Consider the following 21,278-nt stretch of genomic DNA (forward strand, 5'->3'; position numbering starts at 1 on the left):
TTTCAATCTGCCCTCTTCAACTTGCGTTATATAATAACATCTTGCACCACTTTTTGCAGTCTCATGCCCCATTTCTGGGCGTATTAAAACAAAATACCATCACTCTATTACACTTTTTTAGAAGATTGATTTAAAACTATTCACCTGCACTTTTCATACCCAGTTTGTATGCAGCAATGCATCTCATCAGACCAACCCCATTCAAGTGTTCAATAAAACAGCATAAAAAAAGCACATCCAGAGATGTGCTTTTTGAATTCACCAAACTGGCGTTCAGATTAACCCGCAGTATCCAGAAGCATGTTACGGATGTGACCGATTGCTTTGGTTGGGTTCAGACCTTTCGGACAAACTGACACACAGTTCATGATGCCTTTACAACGGAACAGCGAGAACGGGTCATCAAGACGCGCCAGACGCTCTTGAGTTGCAGTATCACGTGAATCGATGATGAAGCGGTAAGCATTCAACAGCGCTGAAGGACCCAGGAATTTGTCCGGGTTCCACCAGAATGATGGGCATGAAGTTGAACAGCATGCACATAAAATACATTCATACAGGCCATCTAGGTGCTCACGGTCTTCCTGAGACTGTAAACGCTCTTTTGGTGGCGCAGGCTGGTTGTTGATCAAGAATGGCTGAATCTTGTTGTACTGGTCGTAGAACTGATTCATATCAACAACTAGGTCTTTGATCACTGGCAGACCTGGTAATGGACGAATGGTGATTTCATTTGGTAAATCGTTCAGGTTCCAAAGACACGCCAAACCGTTTTTACCATTGATGTTTACACCATCAGAACCACAAATACCTTCGCGGCAAGAACGACGGAACGTTAAAGTTTCGTCTTGTACTTTCAACGCCAAAAGTGCGTCAAGCAACATACGATGCTTATCAGTCAATTCCAGCTTGAATGTTTGCATGTACGGTGCTTTATCCTTATCAGGATCATAGCGGTAGATATGAAATGTACGAGTACCTCTACTCATCTTGTTTCTCCTGATTAGAATGTACGTGGTTTAGGTGGAATAGCTGCAACAGAAAGCGGCTTGTAACGTACTGGTTTGTACTCAAGACGGTTGTCTGCAGAGAACCACAGAGTGTGCTTCATCCACTCATCATCACGACGACCATAAGAATAAGTCGGGTGATCTGGTGGTAATTCAAAGTCTACAACAGTGTGCGCACCACGACACTCTTTACGCGCAGCAGCAGAAATCAAGGTTGCTTTTGCGACTTCGTATAGGTTTTCAACTTCTAATGCTTCTACACGTGCAGTGTTGAAGACTTTAGATTTGTCTTTCAGGTGGATATTGCGAACACGTGGTTCAAGCGCAAGAATCTGTTTCACACCTTCTTCAAGCAATGCTGAAGTACGGAATACACCTGCGTGATCCTGAACGATGTTACGAATTGCATCCGCAACTTCTTGAGCGTTTTCACCTGAAGTTGATTCGTCAAGTTTACGAATACGGTTCAGCGTGTTTTCAAGTACAGTTGTAGGTAGTGGTTCGTACTCGCCATCGTGCTGTTTAGTTACATACTCAATGATATGTTGACCAGCCGCTTTACCAAATACCACCAGGTCAAGCAGTGAGTTAGTACCTAAACGGTTTGCACCGTGTACAGATACACATGAACATTCACCAATTGCATAGAAACCTTTTACAGGTTTCGCAAAGTCACGACCTTCCGCATTTGTAGAATATGTGTCAGTGTCTTTGTCGTAGTTGGCAACCAGTGGAGTCGTTTCACGAGATTCTGGAACAACAACCTGACCATGAATGTTGGTCGGAATACCACCCATTTGGTAATGGATTGTTGGTACAACCGGAATTGGCTCTTTAGTACAGTCAACGTTCGCGAATTTCTTGCCAATCTCGAATACAGATGGCAGACGTTTCATGATCGTGTCAGCACCCAGGTGCGTCATATCCAGCAAGATGTAGTCTTTGTTCGGACCACAACCACGGCCTTCTTTAATTTCCTGGTCCATAGAACGTGATACGAAGTCACGTGGCGCCAAGTCTTTTAAAGTTGGAGCATAACGCTCCATGAACGGTTCGCCAGAATCGTTACGAAGGATACCACCCTCACCACGACAGCCTTCCGTTAACAATACGCCTGCGCCCGCAACACCTGTTGGGTGGAATTGCCAGAATTCCATATCCTGTAATGGAATACCTGCACGAGCAGCCATACCAAGACCGTCACCCGTGTTGATATACGCGTTAGTAGATGCACGGTAAACACGACCTGCACCACCAGTAGCGAATAGCGTCGCTTTGGCTTGGAATACCGCAATTTTACCTGTTTCCTGGTCAATTGCAGTTACACCCAGTACGTCGCCTGCTTCGTTACGGATTAAGTCAAGTGCAATCCATTCAACGAAAAATTGAGTACCCATTTTCACGTTGCTTTGATAAAGCGTGTGAAGCAGCGCGTGGCCTGTACGGTCAGCAGCAGCACATGCACGTGGCACAGCTTTTTCACCGTAGTTTGCAGAGTGACCACCGAATGGACGCTGGTAAATTGTACCGTCTGCGTTACGGTCAAATGGCATACCCAAGTGTTCTAATTCATAAACCACTTGTGGCGCTTCACGCGTCATGAATTCGATCGCGTCTTGGTCGCCTAACCAGTCAGAACCTTTAACCGTGTCATAGAAGTGGTAGTGCCAGTTATCTTCTTGCATGTTACCAAGAGATGCACCAATACCACCTTGCGCCGCAACCGTGTGCGAACGTGTTGGGAATACTTTGGTCAGTACTGCAACTTTCAAACCCGCTTGAGCAAGTTGGTAAGATGCACGCATACCTGAACCACCACCACCAACGATGACTGCGTCAAAAAATTGGTGTGGAATGTTTGAATAATCTTCTTTAGGGTTAATCGCGCCCATGATATCTTCCTATCAATTCGCCCAGAAAATCTGGATTGCCCAGATTGCATATGCAAAAACAGCAATAATCACTGCTGAAGTCAGCACTAGGCGTAAACCTGAAGCTGAAGGACCCATCTGACGAGTAGTCACGTAATCTGTGAATACCTGCCACATACCAATCCATGCGTGTGCAACAAGAGATAAGACTGCCAATAAAGATAAAATCTTCATTGGTAATGTCATCATAAAGCCGTACCACTGTTCAAAGTTAAATCCGCCATTCAGCAGAATCCAACCAAATACCACAACGGTATAAACAGCAAGAACAACAGCACTTACGCGTTGGATAAACCAGTCGCGAGAACCTGAACCCGTTAAACCTGTAGCACTTTTCATTAGAGAACAATCCATACAAAGGCTGCGAGAATACCAATCGCAGACAAGACTAATGCGATAGTAGCTGCAACACGACCACTTTGCAGTTCCTCTGCAACACCAAGGTCAGCAAGTAAATGCTTGACACCAGCGATGAAGTGATAGATTAATCCGGCTACAAATACCCATACGATAAAGCGGACAAAGAAACCGTTAAAGATTTCCTGTACTTCTGCAAAACCTTCTGGCGAAGACAAAGACTTGTCTAATAACCAAAGAAGTACCGGTACGAGTAAAAATACGATGACACCTGAAAGACGGTGTAAAATTGATGCAATAGCCACAGGTGATTTTAAGTTTACTGATAAAACTTGACCCATGGACAAATTGACAGGTCTGTTGCTTTTCACAGCGGGCATCCTGTAAGTAAAAACTCCATCCGGAGTTTGTTGGAATTAATTCGAAGGAAAGCTGGCATTGCTAGGCATTCGAATGCCTATATTCAAAACGACACTGAATTATAAAACGTCAACTATTAAAATACAAACAACCGCACTGGGCTTTTTGAACAAAAAATCCTTAAATAAGAATCATTAACAAATAGGTAATTTATGAAACACATCAACCGGATACATCTTTAAGGCATCATCTCACTGTTTTTTATTAATTTATTTTATATTTCTGCTATTGGTTTTAGCTATAATTGCAATTTTCACCGGACTGAAATATTTAGACTAAAGCAGCACAGTAAATGTCTAGACACTATATTGTTGAATCTTTTCACTTTATCTTTGGGTGCCTGAATATTTTTTCCTTGAATATTTGCTATCAGGCAAACAACATGAAATATTTTCAGCGCCCTGCCCGTGCTTCCCGCTTCAGGCCGGCATTTGGATTTTGAGTCTTGCAAAAGCTGACAGATTGCTCTGACTTTACTTGCAATTTCAGCGCATCAGAACAAGTTAACTGGCTGAATGGCTGATTTAATCAGCTATTTTTTAACCAGTTAAACCTAAAAAAATGACAGACTTAGCGCTTTTATTTATGAATAACAAAGCAGCAGCAGAACCGGAAAAGCCCAGCTAAGTTATGAAAAACAGATACATTTCGGAAAGCTTAAAATTCCAGCAGCCTGGCTTTTCAAGAGCTTTTAACGCTAAAAAATTGCTTACAATTAAAGCATTCCTATTATTTTTTTCTGCACCTGTCCGGGAATTTGACTTATTATAGCGCGTCGGTGCTGTGATTTTACTCAGTTTTTCATACGAATATTTTTTGACTAAGCTGCTGTGTCAGCGTCACTTTTTATCCATAAGTATAATTGACAAAATTTCAGTACACACTAATCTTATAGCAAATTTTCGATCCGTCTGATTCGCGCATTAAAAGATTGATACTACGAGTCAGATCAACATTCACCAGGACAGGAGATCTATTGAATGTCTGAAGCAACTGGCAAGAAAGCCGTTTTACAGCTTGATGGCAAAGAAATTGAATTACCAATTTACAGCGGCACATTGGGCCCAGATGTAATTGACGTTAAGGATGTGTTGGCTGCAGGTCACTTTACTTTTGATCCTGGTTTTATGGCGACAGCTTCTTGTGAATCTAAGATCACATTCATTGACGGTAACAAAGGTGTTCTGTTACACCGCGGTTACCCGATTGATCAATTGGCGACTAAAGCTGATTACCTGGAAACTTGCTACCTGTTATTAAACGGCGAGCTTCCAACAGCTGAGCAAAAAGAAGAATTTGACGCGAAAGTTCGTAACCACACCATGGTTCACGACCAAGTTAGCCGCTTCTATAACGGTTTCCGTCGTGATGCGCATCCTATGGCGATCATGGTTGGTGTTGTGGGTGCATTATCTGCGTTCTATCACAACAACCTGGACATCGAAGATGTTAACCACCGTGAAATCACTGCGATCCGTTTAATCGCGAAGATTCCTACTTTAGCGGCTTGGAGCTACAAGTACACTGTGGGTCAACCATTCGTTTACCCACGTAACGACTTAAGCTACGCTGAAAACTTCCTGTACATGATGTTTGCTACGCCTGCAGACCGTGACTACAAAGTGAACCCGATTCTTGCCAAAGCAATGGACCGTATCTTCACTCTTCACGCTGACCACGAGCAAAACGCGTCTACGTCTACAGTACGTTTAGCGGGTTCTACCGGTGCTAACCCTTATGCTTGTATCGCTGCGGGTATCTCTGCACTTTGGGGTCCTGCGCACGGTGGTGCGAACGAAGCAGTTCTTAAGATGCTGGATGAAATCGGCACTGTAGAAAACGTTGCTGGCTTCATGGAAAAAGTGAAGACTAAAGAAGTTAAACTGATGGGCTTCGGTCACCGTGTTTACAAAAACTTCGACCCACGCGCGAAAGTAATGAAAGAGACTTGCGACGAAGTTCTTGGTGCATTAGGTATCAACGATCCACAATTAGCGTTAGCAATGGAACTTGAGCGTATCGCGCTTTCTGACGAATACTTCATCAAGCGTAACCTGTATCCAAACGTAGACTTCTACTCTGGTATCATCCTGAAAGCGATTGGTATTCCGACAGAAATGTTTACTGTGATCTTCGCGCTTGCACGTACAGTTGGTTGGATCAGCCACTGGTTAGAAATGCACAGCGGTCCTTACAAGATCGGTCGTCCTCGTCAGCTTTACACTGGCGAAGTTCAACGCGACATCAACCGTTAATCCGGTTCGCGTTCAACGACGAAAAAACCACCCGTTTGGGTGGTTTTTTTATGGACATTCAAACTAAATGCGCGTTTCGACCAGACCGAGGCAACGCCAATATTCAGCGCAAAAGTACGTTAAGCTACCTGATAATGCTCCAGATCTAGGCGCTGTAAACGTCGCTTTAACTCGGCCAGTGACCACGGCCAGGCGGCAAAGTTGCGACCATTCTGGTCCAGATAATAACTTTGACAGCCGCCACGGTTAAACACAGTTTTCTGCACATGAGTCTGTACTTTGGCATTGTGGTATTTCAGCACATCCGGCTTGATTTCAATACGCTTTAAGCCCTTGGCTTTCATTTGCAATAAACCACTGACAATATAGTCCAGTTGCGCTTCTGCAATACCAATAAAGGAATCATAGACCAGAATATTCGGCCCGAGCACCAAAAAGGCATTGGGCAAATGCTGGATACTGGTGCCAAAAAAGGCTTCGGGTGAACTGCTCTGCCACAGCTCGGAAAGTCGTTGGCCTTGGGCATTCTGCACACGGCGACCAATCGGTGGATGTGACACCTCAAAGCCCGTTCCCCAGATAATCACATCGACCTCATGCCGGTCACCATTGGCGGAAATCACCGTATTGCCTTCAATTTCCACCAAGCCATGCGGAATTAAAGTGCTATTCGGGGCCTGCAAGGCCGGATAATAATCATTGGCAAACAGTAAACGCTTACAGCCGACCGAAAAATTGGGGGTAACCGCCTGACGTAAAGCCGGATCTTTGACCTGTAATTTTAACAGCTGCCGGCTGAGTACATTCACGGGCTCCAACAAAGGTGGATGACGCAGGCCAAAATTAATCAGATTCAAAGATTGCGATACCGCACCGCGCCAACGCTGCTGGATGACCGGAAACTTGGCCAGTGTACTTTTCATCACCTGATTCAGAGGCAGATCAGGCTTTGGCAGGACCCACGGCGCTGTACGCTGGAAAATATATAACTCTTTGGCCAGAGGCTGAATTTTCGGAATAAACTGAATGGCCGAGGCGCCGGTGCCAATGACCGCAATGCGTTTACCACGCAGGTCATAGGCATGGTTCCAGCGTGCCGAATGGAACATTTCGCCCTTAAAACTGTCGATGCCTTTAATTTTCGGCAGTTGCGGCTCGGTAATCGGGCCGGTAGAGAAAATCACGGTTCTGGCCCGATATCGCCCTTTGCTGGTGTTGAGCTCCCACATCTGTTCAGTCTCATTCCAGCGTGCATCTTGCAGTTCATTATGAAATTCAATCTTGGCATATAGCTGAAAACGGGTCGCCACATCTTCCAGATAACGCAGGATTTCCGGCTGCTTGGCAAATAAATGACTCCAGCCATGACTTGGCGCAAAGGAAAAAGAATATAAGGCCGAGGGCACATCACAACCACAACCCGGATAGGTATTGTCCCGCCAGGTGCCTCCTACCCGGCCGGCTTTTTCCAGCACCAGATAATCCTGATAGCCAGCCTGATTCAGTTTATAGGCCGCTGCCAGACCGGAAATACCCGCCCCAATAATAATGGTGTCATAGACCCGGCTTGGCATAGTAGTTGATCTACCGCGCTGCTCAGTTGTTTGAGAATTTGGCTGATTGGCCCCTGCCCTTGCTGATGCTGCACTGGCACTTTTGGCTTTTCGACTAGGCTTTTTGAGCACAAGATCGGCCGGCTCAGCGACCGTTTGCAACGTGACTTGATCATCTTGTTTCATTTTTTTCTACTCAGGATTTTTGTACATATTTATTGAATAATGGATAACCCACACCCAGCAGCTTGGTATATAAACGCGGCGCGGCACGCTTGAACCACCAGAACAGTTTGGCATCTGGCTGTGGAATGGTATACAGCTCGCCCCGGTCTAAATTGTTTAAGGTCTGCGCTACCACCTGCTCACAGCTGACAAAGGCATGATGGGTCAGCAAATGATCTGCCAGTCCCGAATAATGCGCAGGCAAACGGCCATTTTTCATGATATTGGTCGGCACCAGCGTTGGGCATAACACATTGATGCGAATATTGGCGCCACGTAACTCGGCAGACAGGGTTTCAGACAAGGCCAGTACGCTGGACTTGCTGACGTTATAGGCGGTCATTTCCGGCGCTGCGGTATAACCAACAGCCGAAGCGACATTAATAATCGCACCACCACCCTGCTGTTTCAGTTTCGGTACGAAATAATGACAACCGTGGATCACGCCCCATAAGTTGACCTGCATACACCATTGCCAGTCGGCCAGGCTGACTTCATCAAACTTGCCACCCAGCCCCACACCGGCATTATTGATCAGCAAAGTCACCGGATGGCCCAACAGCTGTTCAGACTGTTCAGCCAGTTGCTGCACCTGCTCGGCCACACCCACATCACATTGCAACGCAAAGGCCGCAGTCGCAAACTGGTGTTCAATCTGCTTGGCGGTTGCTTGAGCCGCCGCCAGATTGAGATCGGCACAGATCACGCTGCCACCACGCCTGGCCAGTTCCAGCGCAAAACTGCGTCCAATCCCACTGCCTGCACCGGTCACCACCGCATAGGCCTGCTGGCTCAGTCGCACTTTTTTTGCAAATAATCCCATCATCCTTCTTCATCCTTACACTTTGAGCGCCGGGGTAAATTCCTTGACGAAATACGGCGTTAACACCCCGCTTTCCGGATGCAGCAAACGTTCCTTGTAATAGGCTAAAAAGGCCGAAGTATCATGGTCATTCTGATGAAAACCGGGACGCAGATAATCCAGAATATGCGCCCAGCTACTGCCATACACGCCATCTTGCAGACCAAAAATCAGCTTGATGCTACGCGGCAGGTCTTTCCAGTAACTCAGGCTAAACAAATTAGACGGTTTGCGATAAAACGGCACCAGCAGCGAGGCAATGGAAATCAGCACCAGGATGGTGATGAGCGCCGGGAAGAAACCGGCAATGCGCAAGCCATAACTGTTGGATAAAGACTGGAACACATCATAGGCAATGTCTTTGTGTTCCGATTCTTCCAGCATGTGCCACATCCAGATGGCACGCTGCTTTTCATCATGCGACTGGAAGAAAATTTCCTCATGATTCATCATGTACTCGGCCAGCACCGCGGTGAAATGTTCAATGCCAGCCATCAGCGACAGTTTCATCGGCTGTGGCAAACGGTTAAAGCCGTGATCAAAGACAAATCTGGCCCAGGAACGGAACAGCTCAACCGGCAGATCGGCATCCCGAAAGGCATCATTCAGCTCTTCATGCAATCTGGAATGTAGCGCCTCCTGGCCAATTAGGGAGGTGACCCGCTGTTTTAGCACGGGATCATTTAACAGCTCACGATGATAACGCGCGGTGTCAATCACCAGATCTTCGCCATAGGTCAGGAAAATCGACAGCGAGGCAAAATAGGCACTGGCCAGTTCGGCATTCAAGTAAAATTTGGGATCTATTTCTTCGGCCTTAAAGTCGAATTTCATATGCCGGATTGGGATGGCAGCCGACTGTTTCTCGGCATCAAAAGGTGTCGCGCTGAAAAAATGGCGAACAGGCTGAGGTAAAAACTGAGCAATCTGCATGGCTATTCTCTTTGTTTTGTCCATTTGAGCCAGGTCAAGACACCGTGGTCATCGACCTGAATGAGACCAAAACTAAGCCAGCCCTGCATTGAAACCAGTTGCCAAAATCGTCATAAAATTGGCAAATCGTGACTTTAAAAAATATTGTCTGACAATTTGCTCACACTTTTTTCCGCAGAGCTCATTTCCTTGTCAATTGGGGTCAGCGCCTATTTGGACACTCTGTCACTGCGGTTACTGGGCAGATAACGCACTTTGCGTTCTTTGGACTGATAAATCCACTGATGATCGAACAGGCCCTGATTCAGATGTTCAAAACGGAAGTTACCAATCGCGACCGCATAAAAACCGGTGCCCTGCTGTTTCTGCTGCTCGACTTGGGCCATCAATTCTGTCGGTAACTGCCCCATGATGAAATCGGACACCACCAGCACATCGGCATTGTGAAAATTTGGCTGGGCCAGCATCGACAGGGCATGTTCGATGGCGGGAATAACATCGGTGCCGCCATGAAAAGACTGGCTAAGAAAGTGAATCAGATCATCCAGCGAATAGCCTTCGAGTAAATTCAGGCTGGTCAGCTGGGTCGAGAAGTTAATTAAATACATCGGGCGTTTGGCTTTCATGGCCTGAATTGCCAGATACAGACTCATGGCTTTGGCAATCAGCTCCGGCTGGCCGTGCATGGAACCGCTGGTGTCCAGACACAAAATCATCGGGCCTTTTTGCCCCAGACGCTTGTGCCGTGCTGTTTGATCCTGAATTACCCGACTGCTGTGCTGACCTTGCAGGTTAAAGCTCATCAGGTTGGATTCCAGATATTTCAGGTCAAATAAAAGCGCCAGATCGGGATCGGCCAGTAAGGCCAGCTCGCTCGGCAGCGCCAGATTCAAATCCTGCGCCAGCTGAATACCGGTAATTTCTTCATGCCAGTGCTGCTCCAGCAATTCCAGCTCCTGCTCTGGCCGATGCTGCTGCACGGCCTGGCGCGGATAATGTGCAGGCTGGGCAGAACCGATTTTCTGGCACAAGGCTTGCAGCTCACGATCCTCCTGCAAATAGCTGGCCCATTGCTCAAACTGCTGGATATCCTGTGGTTGTAACTGGCCTCTGGAATAGTCAATAAAAATACCGGTTTCGATGCCGGTGGCATCTTTGTATTTGGCCAGTCGCTGCATCTGGCTGAGAAAATCGCGAATCTCATCCAGAAAAGCATCCCGCTGCAAGGCCAGCTGCTCAAATTCCCAATGAGCAATGGCTTCGGTCAGTTTACGTTGCCATTTTTCTGTTAATAACTGTGCCTGTAGCTCGCGCTGTCCGGCAGAGAAAGTAGCGCTTTGAGTCCAAAACGGGCTTAAATCAGGCAGCCCCAGCTGAGCCTGAAAATCCTGATATTGCACCTGCATCTGCTGAAACTCGGCGCTATTGATGGAGGGCTGCGCCAGCCAGTGTTCCAGTTGCTGCTGCACTTCCCTATAAGGATGCTGCTGATCGAGACTGGATTTGGCCTGATAGGCCCAGGCCCGGACTTTATCATCCAGATGCTGACTGACTTTCTGATCATCCAGCCAGTGTTTTAAGGAGGAATCGGCCAGCTCCTGATACAGCTGTCCGGTCAACTGCTCTAACGCTGTATGCTGACGCTGATGCTGCTGCAGGTCTAGCCTTGACATAGCTGTTCCAGCCGCGCGCAGTCTTGCAGTTGCAGCTGATAGCGCTGTAACTGCTGCTGCACATGCTGTTGTAACAGGGCACTGTCGGCGGCGGCAACAAAGACTGAAGCAAAATGTGCTGACTGGGCATTAAAACGCTGCTGTAACAGGGCTAAATCTTTGCTCAGTGCATTTTGTAGCTGGGCAAGCTCTCCCCGCAACTGCTGCACCAACTTTTCATCAATGACACGGCGTGCGCTGCCTTTCGGGTATTTAATATACGGTGTGACCACTTCTTCCAGCCCATAATAGCCGCCTTTTAAGGTACAGAGCCGGCCGCCATTAAAGTTACACACGATGCCGCGAATTTCCTCACCGGAAGCATCCACAGCAAAGAAATCCTGTTTGCTGTCCATTTTATTTAATAACAGATACAGCACTTTATCCTGATAATGATGATCCAGGTGAGTCACTGCTCTTAAGTACTCCTTGTCCTGAATCAGATAGCTTTCATAGACATCATCGGTATAGTAAAAAGCGTTCAGCATCTGCTGTTCCAGCTCGTCTTTGCGCTGAATTAGTGACTCCAATTGCAAATCGGCATGCAAGCCAATCTCCAGAATGGCCTGATCAATCAGCTTGTGCATCTCCCGAATATCTTCCAGCTGATTCCACAGGCAGGATTTCAGGAGATACAAATCACTGACCAAGACCTGTGAGCGGCCATTTAAAAATGCCGCAGCTTTAAGCAGATAAGCCACACGTTGCCAGCGCCGGTCCGAAATATAGACCGACAAGCCATCGACATGCTGCTGTAAATACTGGCGAATCAGATCAATCACCTGTAATACCAAAGCCGGCAGCTCAATTTCATGAATCTGTTCGCGCCATTCGGCCAGTTCGGCCTGGGTAATTTTAAGCGGTTCATCCATCTGCAAATGAGCACTGCCCGGTTTGGCTTGTAGCAGCTGATGAAAATTGCCGGCCTGCTGAATGGGTTCGACCACCAGACGCAAAATAAAACGGTCATACAGCGCATCCAGTCCCTGATTCGGTTCAGGAATTTCATTGGATGCACCAATCAGCACACTTAAGGGCACCTGCTGCAGCTGCTCGCCATTTTTAAAGACTTTTTCATTCACCAAAGTCAGCAAGGTATTTAAAATGGCCGGGCTGGCCTTCCAGATTTCATCCAGAAAAGCAAAATCGGCACAGGGCAGATAATGCTCGGTTTTACGAATATAGTGATCTTCTTTTAAGGCTTTAATTGACACCGGGCCAAAAATTTCTTCGGGTGTACTAAAGCGGTTCATCAAATATTCAAAATAGGCATCGACCTCAAAAGCGGCTGCAACCCGTCTGGAAATCAGGCTTTTGGCCGTGCCCGGCAAGCCGTATAAAAAGGTATGACTGCCAGCCACAGCAGCCAGCAAGGTTTGTGCGATCACCTGTTCACGTTCATACATCTGCTGAGACATTTGCGAAATAAGTGTATGAATACGTGCTTTCATCGAATACCTGAACCTGCGCGAAAAACTGCATTGTAACGGTTTGCGGAAATGAAGAAAAACCGGCAAGCCACCGCAGATGAAATTTTTGCTACATATCTGCCTGCCAGTTTTGTTATAACTGGGAAAATTGAATGGCCCGACCTGATCTTTCACCATGCTGTTATTGAAACTGTTACCGCTGCTACTGCGCCTGCTTAAACTGGAGCAGTTTCGCTGCCGGGCTTTAACCCCGGGCGAAATTGCGTTGTGCCAGCGCGTATTCGGGCAGCTGATTGATTACAGCCGGGTCAGCATCATGAATCATCCTTATTTGCCCTGGCAACCGGCGCATATTCTGATGGCGCCGCAAGGTTATATTCATGTGCGTGATCCATTGTACCGGGAAGATTATAGCCAGGCACCGCTTGCCTTTCAGGCGGTGCTGATTCATGAAATGACACATATTTACCAGCATCAGCAGCAGATTAATGTGCTGCTGAAAGGTGCGCTGCTGCAAACCGCTTTTTATCTGTCTGCCGGGCGGTATAATCCCTACCGTTACCAGCTAATTCCCGGTAAGCCGTTTTTTGCCTACAACATTGAACAGCAAGGCGATATTGCCCGCGATATTTTTTTAAACAAGATTGACAATATTATTCTGCATCCACCGGCCTAAACTGCGCTGCAATAGCGCTTTCATGTTGCAAGCTGCCGGTTTTTTTGTGCCATCAGGCCTGATTCACCAAACCCATGCTTTTGTTACTCAAGCTTACTAAATAAAGCATTATGCGCCTTCTCTCACGGCGCGAATTGCCGCTACTATGCAATTATCCTGAATATGCTCTAGCATCTGAATTAATTTAAGATAAAATAAACCCGTCTGATTTTTTGCATTGCAAAATAAGATTTTATCAAGTCGTATGCGTATTACTTTTTATACTTGAGCCAGTCGGCAGTACTTTTTAGTATCAGAATGCACCGCTGCCCGATCACCATAATTACAAGCGGCAGCCGGTGTATTCAAAACCCTATAGGAATAGGACGTAAATTAATGAAATCTTTTAAAATTGCCCTTGCACAGTTCTCTCCATACATTGGCAATCTCGAAGCAAATGCGCAAAAAATGCTTGAACAAGCAAATGAAGCGAAAAAACAACAGGCTGACCTGATCATTTTCCCAGAGCTTTCTCTGATTGGTTATCCAGCAGAAGATTTGCTGTTACGCCCAAGCCTCAAAAAACGCACGCAAAAGGCCTTTGAACAGCTCAGCCAGATTAAAGACATCGTCGTGGTATTTGGTTTTGTCAATGAAACTGAAGATGGCCAGCGTTATAACTCGGCTGCGGTAATGAAAGATGGCCAGATTCTGGGTATTTATAACAAGCAGAATTTACCGAACTACGGCGTGTTTGATGAAAAACGTTATTTTAACGAAGGTCATCAACATCTGGTCTTTGAATACTTGGGGCATAAATTTGGCGTACTGATTTGTGAAGATGTCTGGTCTTTAGCCACTGTACAGCAACTGGCCCAGCTGAATGTAGAAACCGTGCTGGTGCTGAATTCATCGCCATACGAAGTTGGTAAACCACAGCACCGTATTGATACCATGACTGCGCTGGCCAAACAGCTGAATCTGAACCTGGCCTATGTCAATCAGGTTGGTGGTCAGGATGATCTGATCTTTGATGGCACCAGCTTCCTGATCAGCAAAGACGGTGAACTGGCTTTACGTGCGCCAACCTATCAGGAAGGCCTGTTTGTGGTGGAGTATGAAGCCGAACAGCAGCGCTATAAAACGGGCGAACAGGCGGCAGCCCTCGACACCATGGCTGAAATTTATCAGGGTCTGGTGCTGGCAACACGTGACTATGTACAACGTTCAGGTTTCCCAGGCGTGATTCTGGGTTTATCTGGCGGGATTGACTCTGCACTAACCTTGGCCATTGCGGTTGATGCCCTGGGTGCAGACAAAGTACAAGCGGTGATGATGCCGTATACCTATACCGCGCAAATTAGTGTAGAAGATGCTGCACAGCAAGCCAAAACCATGGGTGTGACCTTTGGCATTGCCGAAATTCACTCGATTGTGAACAGCTTTATGCAAACCCTGTATCCATTCTTTGGCAATAGCCCGGTTGATACCACCGAAGAAAACCTGCAGGCCCGTGCCCGCGGTACGTTGCTAATGGGCTTATCCAATAAATTTGGCAACCTGGTCCTGTCGACTGGTAACAAATCTGAACTGTCAGTCGGTTACTGCACCCTGTATGGCGATATGGTTGGTGGTTATGCAGTTCTCAAAGATGTCTACAAAACCATCGTGTTTGAACTGGCCAAATACCGGAACAGTATAAGCGAACAGCCGGTGATTCCGGAGCGTGTAATTAGCCGTCCGCCATCAGCTGAACTGAGCCCGGACCAGAAAGATCAGGACTCTTTGCCACCGTATGATGTGCTAGATGCGATCCTGTATGCCTATATTGAAGAAGACCTGAGCCAGGACGATATTATTGCCAAAGGCTTTGATCAGGCTGTGGTTGAAAAAGTGGTGCGTCTGGTTGACCGCAATGAATACAAACGCCGTCAGGGCGCAATTGGTCCGCGCATTACATCACGTTCTTTTAGCCGTGAACGCCGTTATCCATTAGTCAATGGCTGGAAACCGGGCCTATAAGCTCCTGATCTGATCCATCCTAAAAACCTCAAGCCAGTCTTGGGGTTTTTTATTGTCTGCTGGAATGAGGCTACTTAGAATACGCATCTTCCCCTGCCATCTAAACCGATCCTATATTTTTGAGTTCTACGTCATTCAAAAAAACCAATATCAATGAATCGTCTAGGTTGACTAAAAACAGATAGACAACGGTCTATGTTTAACCCTATGTTCAAGATATGCATGAGCTAAAATTGGATGCAATGGATTTCATATGACACTAAGAAATACCCTGCAGACTTTAGAACAGATTTATCATTATTTAATGAACGTCCGCATTTTCATCGCTATAGCCAGTATGAGCGCCTGAACGCGTTTTTCGCCGAAATCCATGATACAGGCAGTATCGAGTTTGAAGCTGGGCAGTCTTATCTGTTTAAAGGTATATTTAATGGCAAGCCTAAAGTGATTGATGGTTCTAAAGCGCCGGCCCTTGCGCATAAACAGGAATTCTTAAGCTGGGTACAGCAACAGCTGAATTCCTAAGCCAGCATTTTACTCATCGCTGGTATCTAAATTGCGCGGAGAGTTTGCACAACATTTTTTTGGACTTTTTGAACAGACAAAAAAAGAGACCAAGCTGAGAGCTTGGTCTTTTAAAATGGTGGCTATGACGGGACTTGAACCTGTGACCCCCGCATTATGAGTGCGGTGCTCTAACCAACTGAGCTACATAGCCGTAAACTGTGTGCGCATTATCTAAAGTTCGGACTTTATCGTCAAGATATTTATCTACTCAAATGAACACTGTTTAAGCAAAACATGACGTTTTTATTAATTTTTAACCGGATTTGCAATTTTTTACTTGGGTCAAACCCTTTCGCTGACTATGATGAAACTTTCCAGGATCAATCATTTGAACACAATGCAGTTAAAAATATGGATCAGTAGTCTGCTAGTTGCGACATTATCGGGCTGTCAGCTGGTTGCCCCACTCATGGTGGACTATAACGGGGTACGCCGCGATGTCGCAGAATTTATTAATGGTCATCTCTGGTTCACCATTCCGCAAAAACGCATTCTGGTCGAGTATGCCAAAGGCCAGCAGAAGATTTTAACCGCAGATCGCCTAAGTCCTGAAGCACAACAGGCGCTTGCACAGGAACGCTATGAAGGCCGTTATTGTGCTGCACAAAAAATTACCGTGTCCAAACTGGATCAGGTCGATGAGAAAATTTTTGTCTATGCCGACCAGCAGCAACGCTGGCAACAGATTCAACAGCTACAGCAGACGCTGAAGCTGGATGTGCAGCAGCTCAACTGCGAGCACAGATTTTAAAGACAAAAAAAAGATCACATAAGGATGTGATCTTTAAAAATGGTGGCTATGACGAGACTTGAACTTGTGACCCCCGCATTATGAGTGCGGTGCTCTAACCAACTGAGCTACATAGCCGTAAACTGTGCGCGCATTATCTGCTGTAATGTTTATAACGTCAAGCCCTTCTACAGGCTAATTGTACAAAATTTGGTGAAGTGAACCGATAAGCCGGGTTCTGTCGAGAACGATCATTCCTCTAGGCGTACAATCACTCATACGCTCAAGCGACCTACCCGAATCCAGTACGGGCCGTACCTCAGGATTCCTATTTGGTCTTGCTTCTGGTGGGGTTTACCATGCCATGAACTGTTACCAGTCATGCGGTGCGCTCTTACCGCACCCTTTCACCCTTACCTTCGATTTCTTCCGAAAAAGAAACCTGAATGAAGGCGGTCTACTCTCTGCTGCACTTTCCGTCGGCTCACGCCGCCCAGGCGTTACCTGGCACCCTGCCCTATGAAGCCCGGACTTTCCTCCCCTGCTTTAGTCACGGAGACCTCCACAGCAGCGATCGTCTGGTTCACTTCGAGGGCGCATCTTAACAAATAAATGCACTAATTGCTCGTGCTTTTTTGATCAATCAGTTTTTGATACTTTTCCAGCAATTGTTCCTGGGTTTCGACATGATGGGGATCATGCGGAATACAGTCCACCGGACAGAATAACTGACACTGCGGTTTATCATGATGCCCGACACATTCGGTACACAGCGCCGGGTTGATTTCATAAATCAGCTCGCCCATGAAAATAGCCTCATTCGGGCACACAGGTTCACAGACATCGCAGTTAATGCATTCATCGGTAATATATAAAGACACGCTACCAACCTTGTTGATGTTTGCGTTCAAAGGCTTCGACCACGGTTTGCGGCACAAACTTGGTGACATCGCCTTTTAAACGCGCAATTTCACGCACCAGCGTGGATGAAATAAACGAATATTGCTCTGACGGCGTTAAAAATACCGCTTCAAAATTGGTATCCAGCTGACGGTTCATATTGGCCAGCTGAAACTCGTATTCAAAGTCAGACACTGCACGTAAACCACGCAGTACGGCAGTGGCCTGCTGTTCGCGGAAGAAATTCACCAGCAGGCCATCAAAGCCGACAAATTCTACATTGGGTAAATGGCTGAGTGAGGTTTTGGCCAGTTCTACCCGCTCATCTAGAGTAAACACCGGATTTTTATGATGACCAATGGCAATTGCGACCACCACTTCATCAAACATTCTGGCCGCCCGTGTTACTAAATCGATATGACCATTGGTGATTGGATCAAAGGTCCCCGGATAAATCACGCGAGTTTTAGACATCCATTTTTACTCTAGTTGGTTTTGTAGAGCCATATTTTAGCAAAAACTTGATTTATTGGTGAATAAACTCGGCCAATTTCACAAAAATCCTGCGATAGTGCTGCAATTCAGCGCTGATTTTGGAATTGTCAGCATGCCTGTGTTTGGGGCACAATAGGCCTAACGTTGGAAGTGACTCATTATGGCGAAAGCAACTGTAGTTAAAAAAAATACCAGTGGCACGATTGCACAGAACAAACGTGCACGCCACGATTATTTTATTGAAGAAAAATTTGAAGCCGGACTGTCCCTGCAAGGCTGGGAAGTCAAGTCTTTGCGTGCCGGTCGTATGAGCCTGACCGAAAGCTATATCACCTTTAAAAATGGTGAAGCCTTCTTATTTGGCGCCCAGATTCAGCCTTTACTGTCTGCTTCGACCCACGTGGTGCCGGAAGCGACCCGTACCCGCAAGCTGTTACTGAACCGCAAAGAAATTGCCAAACTGCTCGGTGCGGTGAATCAGAAAGGTTATTCCTGTGTGCCGCTGGTCTGTTACTGGAAAGGTCCACTGGCCAAACTGGAAATTGCCCTGGTGAAAGGGAAACAGCTGCATGATAAACGTGCCACTGAAAAAGACCGCGACTGGCAGCGTGATAAAGCCCGTTTAATGCATAAATAAGCACGCCTGAACACAAGTGCTTGATGTAAAAATGCCTCCAACATGGGAGGCATTTTTTATGGCGTCATTGGGAATCAGGCTTAGTTCTGTTTTAAACCCACCAGATAAGCGCCAAACTTCACCGCTGTTTCCAGGTCACCTTCTGGTGGGGTGACCTCAACGCTGGCATTGTCAGACTGGGTCATCAGCCCCAGAAAGCTCGACATCCGGTTAATATCATGCGGGCTACGGCCAGTCGGCATAAACGGCAAGCCCGACCATAACATGCCATGCTGCATGGCAAATAAATTGATCTGCTGTAACACCGCCAGCTTGTCACCGCTTAAACCGCCGCCATTGGTAAAGCCTGCGGCAATTTTGCCCTGCCAGCTTCGTGCCAGCCAGCGCTTTGAAGATTGTTCCATAAACTGTTTCAGCGACGAAGTCAGACTGCCCATATAGGTCGGACAGCCCATGACCAGAATATCGCTCTGATCCAGCACATCCCAATCGACCTCGCTCACTGCCATTAAATGTACCTCAGCTCCGGCTTTTTCGGCGCCCTGCACAATATGCTGTGCCACCTTGGCGGTATGGCCATAGGGACTATGATACACAACACAGACTTTTACTTGCGACACAGATGTTTGATCAGTAACAGACATGGAAACTTTAAAAACCCAATAATTCAGTCAAGTTTAGCATTGATCAGCGATAAAAACGAATGTTGCCATGCGTCCGGTTTTGGCCTGACGACGATACGAATAATACTCCTCGGCCTGCCGATAGGTACACTGATCACCACCTAAAATGGTGGTTACCCCCTGCTCGGTCAGGATATAGCGGGCAATCGCATATAAATCGGCATAGAATTTTCCGGCCTGTTTCCCTGCCTGAAAGGCGCTGCTTAATGCGGGATATTTCTCACAAAATACCTGCTTTACTTCGGCCCCTACCTCAAAACACGGCTGGCTAATGGCCGCGCCTAACCAGGCCCAGGTCGGTGGGTGCTGCATGGCGGCAATGGTATTTTCAACAATACCCTGTGCCAGACCTTTCCAGCCGGCATGTAAATTGGCCACTTCAGTGCCATCCTGATTGCCCAGCACAATGGGCAGGCAGTCGGCGGTCATCATCATTAAGGCATGGCCTTTGCGCTGCGTGACCAGTCCATCGCCTTCCGGTGCATTAAAATGCAGCTCATCATTTATCACATGACACAAGGTGCTGTGGGTCTGGTTCATCCAGCTGATTGTATTAACACCGTATTCGGCCAGCTGTTCCAGTAACAGCATACGATGCTGCTGCACCCGTTCCGCTGCATCCTGCACATGCAAGGCCAGGTTAAAACCGGCCAGTTCCGGTACTTGCGCTGGCAAGGCCTGCTGATGCTGAATCCGCGTTTGCGCCACATAAACCTGTGCCGGTAATCCCTGAATAAATTGCATCTCAGCTCCTGTGTTCACTTAAAAGCGGCGTTGAGATCATACTTTCTCAACGCCGCAGAACGGTTTAATAGGCAGCGTTTTCGCTACGCAACACATCCACCAGCTGGCTGAAATCTTCCGGCCACGGCGCTTCAAACATCATGTCCTGTTTGGTACGTGGATGCACCAGCCCCAGTTTGGCCGCGTGCAGTGCCTGACGTTTAAAACCGCGCAAGGTTTCATTCAGCAGCTCGGAGGCTCCAGCCGGCACACGCACACGTGGCATATACACCGGATCGCCAATCAGACCATGACCAATATAGCTGAAATGAACCCGGATCTGATGGGTACGGCCGGTTTCCAGACGCGCCTGAACCCGGGTGAAATGCTGGAAACGCTCTTTCACGTTATAGTGCGTCACGGCATCTTTCCCGCCCGGAAGCACTGTCATTTTGACACGGTCGACCGGATGGCGCTTGATCGGTTCATCAATGGTGCCGCCGGCAATGATATTGCCATATACCACCACGTCATAAATCCGGTACACCGACTTGTTGGCCAGCTGCTTGCTCAGGTCAAACTGCGCTTCCAGATTTTTCGCCACCACCAGCAAACCGCTGGTGTCTTTATCAATACGATGTACCAGCCCGGCACGTGACAATTCTGCCGATTTTGGATAATGGAACAGCAAGGCATTGACCAGTGTGCCGGTAATATTGCCCGCACCAGGATGCACCACCATGCCAACCGGTTTATTAATCACTAAAATATCATCATCTTCATAGACAATATCTAAAGGGATGTTTTCAGGCTGACTGTTGGTCTGTGCTTCAAGTTCAACATTTAAACTTAACAGTTCATTGCCTTCGCACTTGTACTTTGGTTTGACAGTGTTACCATTCACCAACAAATGGCCATCTTTTAGCCACTGTTTCAGTTTTTCACGTGAAAAATCACTCCAGATGAGAGCTGCAACCTGGTCGATACGTTGCCCCAGATAGCTTTCATCCAGTTGAAATTGCAACGATAAACGTGTTGCAGTTGGGTCTGAAGTATGATTATCTGCATCCTCAGAATCATCAAGTAAATTGAAGTCAGTTTCAGGGATGTTGGAATTGGAAGATTGTGCTTGAGACATTTGATCATTCAGACAAAAGTGGTTTAATAGCGCAATTGTA

General features: G+C 46.9%; 20 protein-coding genes, 2 tRNA genes and 1 other RNA gene. 6 read left to right on the top strand and 17 right to left on the bottom strand.

Features of this window, described 5'->3' with window-relative positions; translation table 11 throughout:
• Window positions 1–278 precede the first annotated feature (278 nt).
• Genes FTU86_RS04570 through sdhC form a run of 4 tightly spaced genes read right to left on the bottom strand, consistent with a single transcriptional unit; the run spans window position 279 to window position 3,678 of the window.
• Window positions 279–989 (bottom strand): succinate dehydrogenase iron-sulfur subunit, encoded by a 711-nt coding sequence (locus FTU86_RS04570; RefSeq protein ID WP_005176256.1) that lies wholly within the window; start codon window positions 987–989, stop codon window positions 279–281.
• A gap of 14 nt (window positions 990–1,003) precedes the next feature.
• A complete protein-coding gene (locus tag FTU86_RS04575) occupies window positions 1,004–2,902 on the bottom strand; it encodes an FAD-binding protein (RefSeq protein WP_005176254.1) in 1,899 nt (632 codons plus the stop codon).
• A gap of 12 nt (window positions 2,903–2,914) precedes the next feature.
• Window positions 2,915–3,280 carry a succinate dehydrogenase, hydrophobic membrane anchor protein gene (sdhD, locus tag FTU86_RS04580; RefSeq protein WP_005176252.1) on the bottom strand — a complete coding sequence of 122 codons (366 nt, stop codon included), beginning with the start codon at window positions 3,278–3,280 and terminating at the stop codon, window positions 2,915–2,917.
• Window positions 3,280–3,678 (bottom strand): succinate dehydrogenase, cytochrome b556 subunit, encoded by a 399-nt coding sequence (sdhC, locus tag FTU86_RS04585; RefSeq protein WP_005176242.1) that lies wholly within the window; start codon window positions 3,676–3,678, stop codon window positions 3,280–3,282. The genes sdhD and sdhC overlap by 1 nt, the downstream gene beginning before the upstream one ends.
• 1,020 nt (window positions 3,679–4,698) lie before the next feature.
• Between sdhC and gltA the strand changes: the two genes are divergently transcribed.
• Window positions 4,699–5,973 (top strand): citrate synthase, encoded by a 1,275-nt coding sequence (gltA, locus tag FTU86_RS04590; RefSeq protein ID WP_005176240.1) that lies wholly within the window; start codon window positions 4,699–4,701, stop codon window positions 5,971–5,973.
• Window positions 5,974–6,092: 119 nt separating this feature from the next.
• Here the strand turns inward: gltA and FTU86_RS04595 are convergent, their stop codons facing one another.
• The 5 genes from FTU86_RS04595 to FTU86_RS04615 form a co-directional block, all read right to left on the bottom strand.
• A complete protein-coding gene (locus FTU86_RS04595) occupies window positions 6,093–7,547 on the bottom strand; it encodes an NAD(P)/FAD-dependent oxidoreductase (RefSeq protein WP_180048278.1) in 1,455 nt (484 codons plus the stop codon).
• A gap of 175 nt (window positions 7,548–7,722) precedes the next feature.
• On the bottom strand, window positions 7,723–8,574 hold the full coding sequence (locus FTU86_RS04600) for an SDR family oxidoreductase (RefSeq protein WP_180036452.1): 852 nt from the start codon (window positions 8,572–8,574) through the stop codon (window positions 7,723–7,725).
• 15 nt (window positions 8,575–8,589) lie between these two features.
• The gene (locus FTU86_RS04605) at window positions 8,590–9,546 is read right to left on the bottom strand and encodes a metal-dependent hydrolase (protein ID WP_180036415.1); all 957 of its coding nucleotides are present in this window, start codon (window positions 9,544–9,546) and stop codon (window positions 8,590–8,592) included.
• Between the two features lie 209 nt (window positions 9,547–9,755).
• The gene (locus FTU86_RS04610; protein ID WP_005176227.1) at window positions 9,756–11,219 is read right to left on the bottom strand and encodes a VWA domain-containing protein; all 1,464 of its coding nucleotides are present in this window, start codon (window positions 11,217–11,219) and stop codon (window positions 9,756–9,758) included.
• Window positions 11,207–12,709: an AAA family ATPase gene (locus FTU86_RS04615; protein ID WP_180036414.1), complete on the bottom strand. Its 1,503-nt coding sequence runs from the start codon at window positions 12,707–12,709 to the stop codon at window positions 11,207–11,209. The genes FTU86_RS04610 and FTU86_RS04615 overlap by 13 nt, the downstream gene beginning before the upstream one ends.
• A 154-nt stretch (window positions 12,710–12,863) precedes the next feature.
• On the opposite strand from FTU86_RS04615, the gene FTU86_RS04620 reads away from it, so the two are divergent.
• The 3 genes from FTU86_RS04620 to FTU86_RS04630 all read left to right on the top strand — a co-directional run bounded on the left by FTU86_RS04620 (window position 12,864) and on the right by FTU86_RS04630 (window position 15,890).
• Entirely contained in the window at window positions 12,864–13,364 is a 501-nt protein-coding gene (locus FTU86_RS04620; protein WP_016659914.1) for a hypothetical protein, read from the top strand.
• A gap of 375 nt (window positions 13,365–13,739) precedes the next feature.
• Window positions 13,740–15,365, top strand: coding sequence for an NAD+ synthase (locus FTU86_RS04625; protein ID WP_005176221.1), 1,626 nt, complete (start codon window positions 13,740–13,742; stop codon window positions 15,363–15,365).
• Between the two features lie 237 nt (window positions 15,366–15,602).
• Entirely contained in the window at window positions 15,603–15,890 is a 288-nt protein-coding gene (locus tag FTU86_RS04630; protein WP_087662151.1) for a hypothetical protein, read from the top strand.
• A 116-nt stretch (window positions 15,891–16,006) separates the two neighbouring features.
• Here FTU86_RS04630 and FTU86_RS04635 read toward each other — a convergent pair.
• A tRNA-Met gene (locus FTU86_RS04635) sits at window positions 16,007–16,083 on the bottom strand.
• Between the two features lie 186 nt (window positions 16,084–16,269).
• On the opposite strand from FTU86_RS04635, the gene FTU86_RS04640 reads away from it, so the two are divergent.
• Entirely contained in the window at window positions 16,270–16,683 is a 414-nt protein-coding gene (locus tag FTU86_RS04640) for a hypothetical protein (RefSeq protein ID WP_225876425.1), read from the top strand.
• A gap of 40 nt (window positions 16,684–16,723) precedes the next feature.
• On the opposite strand, the gene FTU86_RS04645 is transcribed toward FTU86_RS04640, so the two are convergent.
• The 4 genes from FTU86_RS04645 to coaD all read right to left on the bottom strand — a co-directional run bounded on the left by FTU86_RS04645 (window position 16,724) and on the right by coaD (window position 18,036).
• Window positions 16,724–16,800: transfer RNA gene (locus tag FTU86_RS04645), tRNA-Met, on the bottom strand.
• Between the two features lie 73 nt (window positions 16,801–16,873).
• An RNA gene (gene rnpB / locus FTU86_RS04650) (RNase P RNA component class A) lies at window positions 16,874–17,252 on the bottom strand.
• Window positions 17,253–17,279: 27 nt separating this feature from the next.
• Window positions 17,280–17,543, bottom strand: a complete 264-nt coding sequence (locus tag FTU86_RS04655; protein ID WP_034597403.1) for a YfhL family 4Fe-4S dicluster ferredoxin — start codon at window positions 17,541–17,543, stop codon at window positions 17,280–17,282.
• 1 nt (window position 17,544) lies between these two features.
• Entirely contained in the window at window positions 17,545–18,036 is a 492-nt protein-coding gene (coaD, locus tag FTU86_RS04660; RefSeq protein WP_005176208.1) for a pantetheine-phosphate adenylyltransferase, read from the bottom strand.
• 181 nt (window positions 18,037–18,217) lie between these two features.
• Between coaD and smpB the strand changes: the two genes are divergently transcribed.
• Complete coding sequence (smpB, locus tag FTU86_RS04665) at window positions 18,218–18,694, top strand: SsrA-binding protein SmpB (protein WP_005176206.1); 477 nt, start codon at window positions 18,218–18,220, stop codon at window positions 18,692–18,694.
• Between the two features lie 80 nt (window positions 18,695–18,774).
• On the opposite strand, the gene FTU86_RS04670 is transcribed toward smpB, so the two are convergent.
• From FTU86_RS04670 to rluD, 3 genes are all read right to left on the bottom strand, one after another.
• Window positions 18,775–19,338: a flavodoxin family protein gene (locus tag FTU86_RS04670; protein ID WP_160241538.1), complete on the bottom strand. Its 564-nt coding sequence runs from the start codon at window positions 19,336–19,338 to the stop codon at window positions 18,775–18,777.
• Between the two features lie 33 nt (window positions 19,339–19,371).
• Window positions 19,372–20,121 carry a peptidoglycan editing factor PgeF gene (pgeF, locus tag FTU86_RS04675; protein ID WP_005176194.1) on the bottom strand — a complete coding sequence of 250 codons (750 nt, stop codon included), beginning with the start codon at window positions 20,119–20,121 and terminating at the stop codon, window positions 19,372–19,374.
• A 64-nt stretch (window positions 20,122–20,185) separates the two neighbouring features.
• Entirely contained in the window at window positions 20,186–21,238 is a 1,053-nt protein-coding gene (gene rluD / locus FTU86_RS04680; protein ID WP_104470400.1) for a 23S rRNA pseudouridine(1911/1915/1917) synthase RluD, read from the bottom strand.
• Window positions 21,239–21,278 lie beyond the last annotated feature (40 nt).

The organism is Acinetobacter sp. YH12155 (assembly GCF_013418255.1).
GTDB classification, from domain to species: Bacteria; Pseudomonadota; Gammaproteobacteria; order Pseudomonadales; family Moraxellaceae; genus Acinetobacter; species Acinetobacter indicus.

What these genes read in the sequence shown, in the direction of transcription:
- FTU86_RS04570 (WP_005176256.1), bottom strand. Translation starts at nt 989, where the DNA reads ATGAGTAGAGGTACTCGTACATTTCATATCTACCGCTATGATCCTGAT.
- FTU86_RS04575 (WP_005176254.1), bottom strand. Translation starts at nt 2,902, where the DNA reads ATGGGCGCGATTAACCCTAAAGAAGATTATTCAAACATTCCACACCAA.
- sdhD (WP_005176252.1), bottom strand. Translation starts at nt 3,280, where the DNA reads ATGAAAAGTGCTACAGGTTTAACGGGTTCAGGTTCTCGCGACTGGTTT.
- sdhC (WP_005176242.1), bottom strand. Translation starts at nt 3,678, where the DNA reads ATGCCCGCTGTGAAAAGCAACAGACCTGTCAATTTGTCCATGGGTCAA.
- gltA (WP_005176240.1), top strand. Translation starts at nt 4,699, where the DNA reads ATGTCTGAAGCAACTGGCAAGAAAGCCGTTTTACAGCTTGATGGCAAA.
- FTU86_RS04595 (WP_180048278.1), bottom strand. Translation starts at nt 7,547, where the DNA reads ATGCCAAGCCGGGTCTATGACACCATTATTATTGGGGCGGGTATTTCC.
- FTU86_RS04600 (WP_180036452.1), bottom strand. Translation starts at nt 8,574, where the DNA reads ATGGGATTATTTGCAAAAAAAGTGCGACTGAGCCAGCAGGCCTATGCG.
- FTU86_RS04605 (WP_180036415.1), bottom strand. Translation starts at nt 9,546, where the DNA reads ATGCAGATTGCTCAGTTTTTACCTCAGCCTGTTCGCCATTTTTTCAGC.
- FTU86_RS04610 (WP_005176227.1), bottom strand. Translation starts at nt 11,219, where the DNA reads ATGTCAAGGCTAGACCTGCAGCAGCATCAGCGTCAGCATACAGCGTTA.
- FTU86_RS04615 (WP_180036414.1), bottom strand. Translation starts at nt 12,709, where the DNA reads ATGAAAGCACGTATTCATACACTTATTTCGCAAATGTCTCAGCAGATG.
- FTU86_RS04620 (WP_016659914.1), top strand. Translation starts at nt 12,864, where the DNA reads ATGCTGTTATTGAAACTGTTACCGCTGCTACTGCGCCTGCTTAAACTG.
- FTU86_RS04625 (WP_005176221.1), top strand. Translation starts at nt 13,740, where the DNA reads ATGAAATCTTTTAAAATTGCCCTTGCACAGTTCTCTCCATACATTGGC.
- FTU86_RS04630 (WP_087662151.1), top strand. Translation starts at nt 15,603, where the DNA reads ATGCAATGGATTTCATATGACACTAAGAAATACCCTGCAGACTTTAGA.
- FTU86_RS04640 (WP_225876425.1), top strand. Translation starts at nt 16,270, where the DNA reads ATGCAGTTAAAAATATGGATCAGTAGTCTGCTAGTTGCGACATTATCG.
- coaD (WP_005176208.1), bottom strand. Translation starts at nt 18,036, where the DNA reads ATGTCTAAAACTCGCGTGATTTATCCGGGGACCTTTGATCCAATCACC.
- smpB (WP_005176206.1), top strand. Translation starts at nt 18,218, where the DNA reads ATGGCGAAAGCAACTGTAGTTAAAAAAAATACCAGTGGCACGATTGCA.
- FTU86_RS04670 (WP_160241538.1), bottom strand. Translation starts at nt 19,338, where the DNA reads ATGTCTGTTACTGATCAAACATCTGTGTCGCAAGTAAAAGTCTGTGTT.
- pgeF (WP_005176194.1), bottom strand. Translation starts at nt 20,121, where the DNA reads ATGCAATTTATTCAGGGATTACCGGCACAGGTTTATGTGGCGCAAACG.
- rluD (WP_104470400.1), bottom strand. Translation starts at nt 21,238, where the DNA reads ATGTCTCAAGCACAATCTTCCAATTCCAACATCCCTGAAACTGACTTC.